The sequence below is a fragment of the Neiella marina genome (genome assembly GCF_002165625.1).
GTDB classification, from domain to species: domain Bacteria; phylum Pseudomonadota; class Gammaproteobacteria; order Enterobacterales; family Neiellaceae; genus Neiella; species Neiella marina.
The window spans coordinates 25925-37082 of record NZ_NGNS01000032.1 but is presented as its reverse complement, the minus strand read 5'-3'; the positions used below and the strand labels follow the sequence as shown (position 1 = coordinate 37082).

Genomic DNA, 11158 nt, shown 5'->3' with positions numbered 1-11158 from the left:
GTCACCGCCAGGCACCTAATAAAACGTCAGAAGGCCACCCAATAGGGTGGCCTTTTGTCGTTTAAGCGCCTCGCGGCGCGCAAACCAACAATCGCGGTGAAGCGCTGGGTCTCCAACCTATCACTCTGCTTAACGACAGCGCGCCGCAGGCTCCCAGCGTCGCAGCTAAGCTGCTAGCGCTCCGCAGGTGCACAAAGCGTTGCTTTGTGAACGCACCTGCTCCGCCCCCATGTGAGTCATATCTTTGTTGATATAATTAACAGCCCTTAGGCTGGCCTGAAGGGCGGAGGGCAGAACTACAGGAAGTAGGGCGACTCAGGAGACAAAGCCGAGGAGCTAGGAGTAAAGTAGGTCACGAAGGCGACTAGCTTCTTAGGCTAGCTGAAGCTAAAGAAAAGCCGCCTTATTCGGCGGCTTTATGTAAAGCGAGGTTGGTCTAGCGGCAAATCAGTGTGGCAGCGTGAGCTGACGATGATTTTAGGTTTATTGATTCGGTGACTTTCGAGGATACCATTCGCGGTATTCATCACTGCGTATATGCGACACGATATCTCTCCATTGCTCTTTCGCGTCTTTTAACTCAAGTCTTAAATCTCGGCTGTTAGGTAGCTCTTCCGAGAGTTCTAGCACGACGATGCATACCTCAAATACACTTAAAATTGCTCGATCTAAAGCAACTAAATGCTCACGCTCCTTATATCGGGAACATCTTCTGGCAGTGTTCAGCTCGTCTGGAATGCCCTTAATTTGGTCTAGTTTCTCGATAACATCGGGTCGTTTAATCGATAAGGTAGAATAAAACCAACCTAAGCGGCCAAATACTGCTTCTAACAATTTAACTTCTAAATGGTCTTGAGTCGGACATGTTTCTTTTAATGTGCTTGCTGAAGGGACTTCGAGCATGTATTCAAATTTTTTCTGGGTGGAGGCTGATATTTTAAGACTTAAGCTAGAAAAAGAACTATGACTAAAGAAACTCTGATATAAATGATGCCAACTCACTCGTGGCTCAGTCTTGATGGGAGTGATAGATTCCAATACAGATTTAAACTCTTCTCTGTGTTTGAAGTATATTGAAAAATTGTTGGATGTTTTTGTCTCTTGTATTTGTGCTGCTGTTTGGGCTGAGCGATGAACTGTTGCGAAAAATGCCATCACTGCCAGCCCTGCGGTGAAAGCTCCGATGGGGAATCTGAATAAATCAAATGCTTTTCTCCAACCTTTCTCTGTGAAATCGAGCTGCCAACCTAAATCGTTATATAGCCAAATAGAAAAACAAGAAATAGAAACAATCCAAATTGTGCTAATACCAGAAAGAACAAAGTATCCGTTATTACTAAGGCTTTTTGTCGAATGTTTATCCAGATCAAAGAAGGTTTTATCGGTTTCAATCATTGTCAATAATGTTAAAACGATACCTCCCCCAATAGCTGTCGCAAATACCACCCCATGTTCTAAATGGGCATCTCCAGTTAGCGCTTGCGCCATAAGAAGAGCAAAGTAAGGAAGGATAGTGGCTAAAAGTCTCCAATAAAACGGCAGCTTATAAAGCCTACGATTGTATTTTGTAAGCACTGCTCTTATGGCACTCATTCCGTATGCTCCTAATTTTAAGTGCTGTTCTTGATCTTTGAGTATTCAAAGAACAACAGTCTTTAACATAACATCTTTATCCTAGAATCTGCGTTGGTTTTGACCTCAAAGTCAACAACCCTTCAATCTGAATGTAGCTTTTGTCGTAATCAAGACACCTGAACATCTACATGGTGAACGTTATTGATAAATAAATCAGTTGATTAGGGTTGTGGCCCTTGGCTTGCAAATGTCTCTGTTTTAACCTCAAGAAGGAAAAATTATGGCATTTGTATATTTCTCTTCCCCGACAATGCGGAAGAACAAAAAAGTTGAGGCTGTTGCTGGCAAGCGCAATGCGATTCTAGGCTTAGCTGAAGAAAACGGCATTAAGATTCCTTGCGAATGCCGTGATGGCGAATGTGGCTCTTGCCTAATTAAAGTGACTCATCTGGATGGGGAACGGATCAAAGCGGTGATGCTGACCGACAAAGAGCGCTCAGTGCTTAAGTCGATTGGTAAGCTGCCGGAATTTGAAGCAGAGCGCGCATCGAATGAGGATATACCGCCGACGTACCGACTTGCTTGTCAAGCAATCGTTACCGATGAGGATTTATTGGTCGAGTTTACTGGCGAACCCGGTGGCGCCTAAGGTGTTGTGAAAGCGCTGGCTCGCCAGCGCTTTGATTAGAATCTAACTTCCAAATTGACACCATTTAATGTTGGCACCAATCGCCATTGATAAGCGGTTTGTTGGCCAGAGAACTGATCTTGATATGCTTGCCAATGTTGTTGTGGTGCCGAAGGTTGTGTCCAAATTGCGGCTTCTCCGATGGCAATGCCCAATGCTGCAGAGCCCAGCGCGTCGTCACTATCGCCAAACGCTGCGATTGCAGCAGCACCCAATAAGTTCACACCAATCGTCATTAGGTGTGGTTTCCAAGTGTTTTTCTCGTTCGCGCGCCAAGCACTATGCCGCATGATCTGTTCTGCTTCTTTTAGCCGTGCAATTTTTTCTGCTCTGGTCGTTGCGGGCATCTGTCGGTAGTCATCCATTCCTGTCACTACCGGGAGTGGTTTCAATAGCATCAATGCCAAGCCCCCGGTTGACTTGATGGCTCCCACCCACTGCTTGGTTGAATCATCGCTATCACTTTCGTCAGCCGCTTTAGCAGCCTGAGCGATGGCTGAAGCAGCATAGAAGCCAGTCCAACCGTATTGCCAATAAGTCGACGGCGATTCGATAGATTCGAGCTTGCTGGTCAAAAATGACAAGCGTTGATCAATTTCTTGATCGCTTAATAGCTCGTAATCAGTGGCATGGGCCGACGTGGTAAGCAATAGGGTGATTGCAAAGAGGGAGTTGATGGTCCGTTTCAATAAAGCGTGCATGGGCGGATTTCCTGTTCCAAAAGAGTCACATTCGAGCGGCAAGTTAATCTATTCATCAATCACTAACGTTAGCATACTATCTCGAACGCACCATCTGAGTCGTTGACTGAACTGATTAATAAATGAACTTGGTCAAACGGTCACAGTATCAGCCGACAAATAGGGTATGATGGTGCAGATAAGTAGAACTCAAGTATTAACGCGTGACACCGATATAAACACTAGAAAAAGGTGCTCGTGGTCTGAACTGTGCTCAAGGATGCTGTTGATTAACCGTGCTGCTAACAAACAATTCGGCTGTAAGCTGGCCAGCTTGCTAGTGCTTCTGTTGATTCAATTTGCTGTTTATGCGGTTGAATCGGATGAGGAGTACTTGCTAGGGCCTGGCGATCAGTTGAATGTGCATGTCTATAACGAACCGGATCTCAGTATCGAAACTGAAATCGACCGAGCCGGTTTTGTCAGTTTCCCATTTCTAGAAGAAGTTCTCGCCCAAGGTCTTACTACCCGACAATTAGCGATCACTATTGAAAATGGCTTGCGTGGCGATTACTTGATCGAGCCCCACGTCCAAGTGTCAGTGACCCGCTATCGTCCTTTTTATATCCATGGTCAGGTATATGCGCCTGGTGGTTATCCATATCAACCGGGCTTAACGGTCGATATGGCGATTGCATTGGCCGGAGGGCTGAAAGAACGGGCATCAAAATCGAGTTGGTCGATCCGCCGAGCGCGAGAAGCGCATCAAACCGAACATGATGCGGCGCGCGATACCCAGGTGATGGCCGGTGACATCATCGAAATCTCGGAAAGCTTCTTTTAGCCAATCACTATGACGCCATATCATTCACCGACCAATCCCGACAAAGACAACGAGTTGCTATTCGACTTCGTTACCCTGCTGTGGAACAAGCGCATGGTTATTGTCGCTGTGGTGGCGATATTTGCTCTCATGGCCGTGCTGTATGTTAAGTCGCTGGGGTTGATGTATCGTGCTAGCGCCAATGTGCAAATCGGTGGGCAACAGTCCAACGTGGTAGCAATCGAGCAGCTTTACGTGCTCGATGAGCGCAGCTCTTCTCACATGAGTACCCAAGTTGAACTGCTTAAATCCCGTGCCATCGCACGCAAGGTCGTGGCTCAAATGTCGCTGCAAACTCATCCGGAGTTTACCTATCGGCAGCCGAGCGTGTATCAGTATTGGCATGCTTACTTCTTTGGTAAAGAGGCTTTACTGCCGAAGCTACGGCGGGAAATGTCTGAACAGCGGGCTGAAGACGAGTTTCGCAGTCGCTTGTCGGTCACTCCGGTTCGTGACAGTGAGATCATCCAAATTAGCTTCGATGCCTATGATCCCAAACTAGCCGCCGGTGTCGCCAATGCGGTTGTCGCCGCCTATATCGATTATCACCGCGATTCGCGCAGTCAAATCACCGAGCAAACCAGCCAATGGTTGCTTGAGCAATTGCAGGAGCAGCGAGCCAACTTATTGCAGGCAGAGCTCGAGCTATCTGAGTTTCGTCAGAGTGAAGACTTGATCGATATCTCTGGTATTTTGGGCATTGTCAGTCAGGAACTTAACCTCACTTCATCGCAAATTATTGACGCCCGTAAGCGGCTTGAAGAAGTAAGAGTGTTAAGTGAGTTGGTCGCCAACTATGGCAAACAAGATGTGATGGATTTGCTGTCGATTGAAGCCGTTCGCGACCATCCATCGATCAAAGGGATGCGAGACAAGCGCCTAGAACTGCGGTTACGTGAATCGGAGTTAGCGAAGCGCTATGGCCCTAAACACCCGAAGCGCACGGCATTGAGTGCAGAGCAACGGGCGGTTGATGACAACCTGAAAGAGTTATTAGCGCAGGTATCGACGACTATTGGCAACGAATTTCAAGCGGCTAAGTTGCGAGTCCAGGGACTCGAGCAAGCCTTCCAACGAACCAAACAGACTTATCAAAGGTTAAGTAAGGTCCAAGCCACCTTTACCCAGTTGCAGCGGGATGTGGAAACTCACCAAAAGCTTTACGACACTTTCTTAACCCGCTTTGAGGAAACCAAAGCGACCGATGATTTGGAACATAATTTTGCCCGCTTGATCGATCCTGCAGTGGTGCCGCTTTATCCATTCAAACCGCGGAAACTGATGATCCTGATGGTGGCTACCGTTCTTGGTGGGTTGGTCGGCGCGCTCATTGTGCTGGTCAAGAGCTTACTGGTTGGTGCCATTAGCAAAGGCACACAAGTTGAAGCATCGCTCGGTTTGGATGTGCTCATTGAATTGCCTGTGGTAAAGCTGAAGAAGCGCTCACCAGTGAAAGCTTTATCAGAGGATCTGCATTTTTCTGAGGCAATACATGGTTTGCGAACTCGCCTACAGCTCAGTGGCGGCCGCAATCAATTGGCAGCAATAACCTCGACTGCTGAGGGAGAGGGTAAATCGTCAGTTGCGATACAGCTGGCGATTTCTTGTGGCGAAATAGAAAAGGTGTTGCTGATCGATGCCGATATGCGTCGACCGTCAATCAACACCATGTTGGATTTGGAGCCGACGATGCCAGGCCTGAGTAACGTGTTGTCGCGTTCGCATAAGGTTGGCGCTTGTATTCATCGCTCAGAAGAGCTGGGTATTGATATTTTGCCTGCTGGGGCGACTACAAGTGATCCGCTGAACTATTTGTCATCGAAAAAATTCAAAGTGCTTATTTCGGGGTTACGAGAGCACTACGATCGGATCATCATTGAGACTGGCCCGATTCAAGCCGTGAGTGACGCTCAGGTAGTCTCCACCGTTGCCGATAAATTACTTTACGTGGTCAAGGCAGAACAAACTTCGAGGGCAGACGTGAAAGATGGCCTCGACCGGTTACGGAAAGTCAATGCGCCTATTCTGGGTATTGTTTTGAATCAGGTCTCTGGGCGACGCCATGGCGGCGGCAAGCGGTTGTATCAAAGTGATGCGGCGACCAATTTGGTCGAACTCTCACATGCAAGAGCGAGTCGCAATCGCGCTTCATAGCACGTTAACGTCTGAGATCGATCTCTGGGCAGGTATTGAGCTGGCCCGCCTCATCTATCGTTGCAAATGATTGGCCGCTGCTACAAATAGCGACTTTACCGCCACTGGTGGAACGGATAAACAGCAAGCCATAGCCGGCAGCTTCAATTTCGCTAAACGCAGAGCGCTGAGCAATATTGAGTCGTTCTAAAGACACTTGTTGCGCAGCAAATCGACGTTCAATAGTCGTGGTCATGTTGCCCTCCATCAACAAATCGGCCTTCCTCAATCACTGAGTCAGATATCTCAATCTGTCAGTGGCGAACCGATACAATTATCAAAATCACATGAGCAATTAAAGCCAGCTGTGTAAAAATTAGACATGGGTCGAACAAGGTGGTTCGGTTAAATCGTAATTTCAAGGAACGAAATATATGTCTAATTACACTCCCGTAAGCGTCGCTTTGGTCTTGTTGCTATGCCTCAACTCCCCAGTAGTCGCGAGCTCCAAGCCATACCCAACCAAGCCGTCAATGGATCGCAAGTGCCTCTATTTGGCTAAACAAATGAATCGTATTGTCAAAAAACTGAAAAAAGATCCGATTGATCAGAGGCAGTTAAAAACGGACCTCAGTGATTATCAGTTGGAGTGGCGAGAACACGGTTGCGATCAGGGTGGAAAAGCAGTGACGAATCGGTCTTAGTAAAAATCAAGCCCGCGTTTGCGGGCTTGATTAGAAGGTTTACTGTTCTCTTAATTTGTTGATGGCGGCTTCATAGGCTTCTGCATACTCACCGACCAATATATGGTAAAGGTTTTCTTGTACCTTCATGGTTGCTTGTGAGAGTGGCAAGTCGATGGTATCAGGGTCGACATCGACAGGCTCGCGGAGTAGCAAACGAATTCGACTGGTGGCACATCGAGTGACCTTCTTGATGTTGTCGACGCCACCAAATGTCGCCACGCAAACCGATACCGCAGCTTCTACGTCGGCAGTTAACTCTACTGGCGCAGTGTCTGTGGTTGGCGCAGGTGTTGCTGCTACTGGCGCTACCGGTTCTGTTCCGCCACCCTTTTTAAGGAAGATGTCCATCGCCGTTTTTAGGTTTTCCGATTGGGTACCGAAAATAGCCTGCATGCCGTTACCTACCTGCACAACGCCAGCAGCCCCCATTGCTTTTAATCTCGGCTGATCGACTTTTGCAGGGTCATTGACGCCGATTCTGAGCCGGGTAATACAGGCATCAAGGCTAACGATATTGCCTGCGCCCCCAAAGGCAACGACAAGATCTCGAGCCATTTCATCCTCATCGCCATCGCTAGCACTGGCGAGCAGCGAGTCCGATTCATCTTCTCGGCCTGGCGTTTTCAAGTCGAACTTGGTGATCACAAAGCGGAACACACTGTAGTAAACCACTGCATAGATTGCGCCTATGACAGGAAACAGCAAGAAGTTCTGAGAGTTACCCGATAGCACAATGAAGTCGATGAAACCGTGGGAGAACGAGGTGCCATGAACCATTCCCAGGCTGTTGGTCACAAAGAATGCGGTACCCGCCAGGATGGCGTGCAAGGCATACAGTACCGGTGCAACAAACAAGAATGAGAACTCGATGGGCTCGGTAATGCCGGTCAAGAACGAGGTTAATGCAGCCGAGATCATGATGCCGCCGACCTTGGCGCGATGTTCTGGTTTAGCACAATGCCAAATTGCAATCGCCGCTGCTGGCAAACCATACATCTTAAACATGTAGCCGCCTGCAAGTTGGCCAAAGTGGTTGGTTGCTGCTGCTCGGCTCGCTTGGTCTGCCTCTAGATAACAAGTTAATACACCAGTACGCGCTTCGCCCGCTAAGTTAGTGCACGATCCAGCTTCGAAGAAGAATGGTACGTTCCAGACGTGGTGAAGGCCAAACGGAATCAAAGAGCGCTCGACAATACCGTAGATGCTAAATGCCATCGCTGGCGATTGCTCCGCAGCCCAATGAGAGAAGGCGTCAATCACGCCGCCAATCGGTGGCCAAATAAATACCAAAATGATGCCTAGGAAGATGGCAGCAAAAGCGGTGATAATCGGCACAGCCCTTTTGCCAGCAAAGAACCCGAGGTAAGCAGGTAGCTGAATACGGAAGAAGCGATTGAACACGGCGGCAGCCACACCACCGATTAGAATGCCACCAAACACCCCAGTTTCGATCGACTGTAAGCCCATGATCGACTTGGTTTCAACACCCATCGCGGAGGCAACAACACCCATGGTCGCTAACAGTACCGCGTAGCCAACGGTTGCCGCTAACGCTGACACACCATCATTTTCCGTGAAACCCAAGGCTACACCGATGGCAAAAATTAATGCTAAGTTGCCAAAGATTGCGCCACCTGATGCTGCCATCACTTGTGACAGTATGTCAGGGATCCAGGGTAGATTTGCCGCACCAATACCTAATAGCAAACCTGCTACAGGCAACACTGACACCGGCAGCATCAATGATTTACCCACTTTCTGTAATGCCCCAAAGGCATTGGTAAATACACTCATGTTTAGTTCCTTAATTATCGTTTTAAACCGACTTTTAATTGCTTGGTTTTATATCTTTTGTAGTAGGGCGCGGACTGATTCCGCATCAGGTTGTTGTAATACTTGCTCAGCTAGTGCTTGGCATTGTGCTAGAGAGCTGCTGCGAACTAGTTCTTTGACCTCCGGAATTGCTGGCACACTGCAAGATAGTTCGGTAACGCCAAGGCCAATGAGCACCGGTACGGCAAGCAAATCGCTGGCGGCTCCGCCACATACACCGACCCATTTGCCATGTTTCTTGGCGCCGTCAACGGTCAATTTGATGAGTCTTAGAACTGCCGGATCAAGCGCATCGACTTGCCAACCTAGTTTCGGGTGGCCCCGATCCATGGCCAATGCATACTGAGTTAAATCGTTGGTACCGACCGAGAAAAAATCAGCCTCGGCAGCAAAATGTTCCGATAGCACAGCGGTGGATGGCACCTCAACCATGATGCCAATCTCAACACCAGATACGCCCAAATCCTCGGCTTCTTGTTGCACCAGCTGTTTGGCCGCTTTGAGCTCTGGCAGGGTGGCAATCATCGGAAACATAATTTTCAGTTTGGCGTGGCCATGAGCGCGCAAAATCGCTCGGACCTGGCGTTTGAGAATGGATGGTCGATTGAGACCGATCCGAATGCCACGCTCACCTAAGAAGGGGTTTTCTTCACTTGGCATCGGTAAATATGGCAATGGCTTATCACCACCGACATCCAGGGTTCTGACAATCAGTGGCTTGTCTGCCCCCAAGGCATCAGCGATTTCGGTGTAAACCTGTGCCTGTTGATCTTCATTAGGCTCGGTCGCCTGATCAAGATAGAGAAATTCACTGCGTAGCAAACCAACGCCTTCGGCACCAAATTTACAGGCCTCGATGGCATCTTTGACGTTACCGATATTGGCGACTACCTCAATTGCTACACCGTCGCTTGTTACCGCTGGCTCATGAGCTTTTTGCTGGGCTTGCTCGGCGCGTGCCACTTGTTGTTGTTGTTTTTGCCTGAGTTGCGCGATTTCTTCATCGGATGCGGCGATGTTTAAGGTGCCGGCATCGCCATCAAGGACAACTTGTAGCCCTTCTTCCAGCGCCAGTACCTGAGGATCTACTCCGGCTAAGGCTGGCAGGTTCATTGAACGGGCCAAAATAGCCGCATGTGAAGTGGCGCCGCCAAGCGTGGTGACAAAACCAATAACTTTACTGCGATCTAAGTTGGCTGTATCTGAGGGCGTTAAATCCTCAGCAACGATAATGGTTTGTTCGGCCAGTGCCGTTGCAGCATCGTCGATTCCAAGAAGTAGTTTGAGGATGCGTGTACAGACATCCTCCAAATCGGCTACCCGGCCGGCAATGACATCGCTGTCTACCGCTCGGAGTACTTTGATTTGTTCATGTACTGCTTTATTCCAAGCGAATGGCGCCGATTTTCCTTCCTTAATTAGTTTCTTGGCTTGTTGGAAGATCGCCGGATCTTCGAGTAGTTCTTGGTGAGCGGCGAAAATCTCAGCATTTGTTTGGTTGCCTTCGCTTTGCAGTTTGGCCTGCAAGCTCTTTAAATCAGCCTTAGCATGTTCAATGGCATCGGTTAGGGAAGTGCGTTCGGCATTAGCATCGGCGGCGAGTTCGTCATAGCTGAGTTGCTGATGTTCAAGCTGATGAACCTTGCCAATAGCAATCCCTGGCGAAGCCGCAATACCGAGCAAAATATTGGGGTCGGCGCTGACTTTCGCCAGCAGTGATACCTCTTCTTCAACTTCCACTGGTTGCACTGTTGGTGCAACAGCAGTTGATACGTCTTCGCCTAAGCCATCACAAATCGCTACTGTGAGCGCGTCAACGGCTTCATCGGCGTCTCGACCTTTGGCAACAATTCGTACTTTCTCGGCTAATTTGACGTTCAAACCCATTAGAGCCACAACTGATTTGGCATCGGCAAATTGGCCATCACGCTCCAATTTAATGCGCGATTGAAACATCTTTGCTTCAGCTGCCAAAGCGGCTGCGGGGCGGGCATGAATGCCCGTTGGGTTGGGTATACTAATCCAATCGGAGGCGCACTCTTTGGTCAGGCCTTCTTGGTCTATTTCATCGGTGTCTGCCGGTGCTCCCAACTCTAGCGTCATCAAGGTGTCGCGGTTGGCGACGACATTGCCCGACGTGAATTGGTAACGGCTGACTTGGTCGCCGTTGGTGATGACAATTTCGGTCATCAAACTGCGAGCTGATAAGGCGATCTTATCGGCATCAAAATCAATGAGCGGCTGTCCTTGCTCTACTGTTTCTCCTTCCGATACCAATGGCGAGAAACCATCTCCTTTGAGCATGACGGTATCTAGCCCAATGTGCATGAGCACTTCAATGCCTTGCTCGGACTCTATGGTAATGGCATGTTTGGCTGGGTGCATTTGAATGACTTTGCCGTTACAGGGCGCCAGTAAATGCTCACTCGTTGGGTCTATGGAAATGCCTTCGCCAACCATTTTTTGGGCGAAAACTGGATCGGGAACTTGATCGAGGGGAATGACGACGCCGCTGACGGGGGCTTTCAATTCAAGACGTTGCTCTGACATTAGAACGCTTCCATGGCTTCAGGTAGCTAAACTATAGTTCAGCCTTGTTGAATCGAAAGCGCGAAAAGTA

Annotated in this window: 8 protein-coding genes; 3 read left to right on the top strand and 5 right to left on the bottom strand. The window is 48.8% G+C overall.

Annotated elements, in window-relative coordinates; genetic code table 11:
- Positions 1-483: 483 nt before the first annotated feature.
- Positions 484-1593, bottom strand: a complete 1110-nt coding sequence (locus tag CBE68_RS17740) for a hypothetical protein (RefSeq protein ID WP_087507559.1) — start codon at positions 1591-1593, stop codon at positions 484-486.
- Positions 1594-1855: 262 nt separating this feature from the next.
- Between CBE68_RS17740 and CBE68_RS17735 the strand changes: the two genes are divergently transcribed.
- Positions 1856-2224: a 2Fe-2S iron-sulfur cluster-binding protein gene (locus CBE68_RS17735; RefSeq protein WP_087507558.1), complete on the top strand. Its 369-nt coding sequence runs from the start codon at positions 1856-1858 to the stop codon at positions 2222-2224.
- Between the two features lie 35 nt (positions 2225-2259).
- On the opposite strand, the gene CBE68_RS17730 is transcribed toward CBE68_RS17735, so the two are convergent.
- Positions 2260-2964 (bottom strand): hypothetical protein, encoded by a 705-nt coding sequence (locus tag CBE68_RS17730; RefSeq protein ID WP_087507557.1) that lies wholly within the window; start codon positions 2962-2964, stop codon positions 2260-2262.
- A 259-nt stretch (positions 2965-3223) separates the two neighbouring features.
- Between CBE68_RS17730 and CBE68_RS17725 the strand changes: the two genes are divergently transcribed.
- Both CBE68_RS17725 and CBE68_RS17720 read left to right on the top strand, forming a co-directional pair.
- A complete protein-coding gene (locus tag CBE68_RS17725; RefSeq protein ID WP_087507556.1) occupies positions 3224-3787 on the top strand; it encodes a polysaccharide biosynthesis/export family protein in 564 nt (187 codons plus the stop codon).
- A gap of 9 nt (positions 3788-3796) precedes the next feature.
- Complete coding sequence (locus CBE68_RS17720; RefSeq protein WP_087507555.1) at positions 3797-5980, top strand: GumC family protein; 2184 nt, start codon at positions 3797-3799, stop codon at positions 5978-5980.
- Between the two features lie 4 nt (positions 5981-5984).
- On the opposite strand, the gene CBE68_RS17715 is transcribed toward CBE68_RS17720, so the two are convergent.
- The 3 genes from CBE68_RS17715 to ptsP form a co-directional block, all read right to left on the bottom strand.
- The gene (locus tag CBE68_RS17715; RefSeq protein WP_143824620.1) at positions 5985-6215 is read right to left on the bottom strand and encodes a hypothetical protein; all 231 of its coding nucleotides are present in this window, start codon (positions 6213-6215) and stop codon (positions 5985-5987) included.
- 487 nt (positions 6216-6702) lie between these two features.
- A complete protein-coding gene (ptsG, locus tag CBE68_RS17710) occupies positions 6703-8499 on the bottom strand; it encodes a PTS glucose transporter subunit IIBC (RefSeq protein WP_087507553.1) in 1797 nt (598 codons plus the stop codon).
- Positions 8500-8547: 48 nt separating this feature from the next.
- Entirely contained in the window at positions 8548-11088 is a 2541-nt protein-coding gene (gene ptsP, locus CBE68_RS17705; protein ID WP_087507552.1) for a phosphoenolpyruvate--protein phosphotransferase, read from the bottom strand.
- Between the last annotated feature and the right edge of the window lie 70 nt (positions 11089-11158).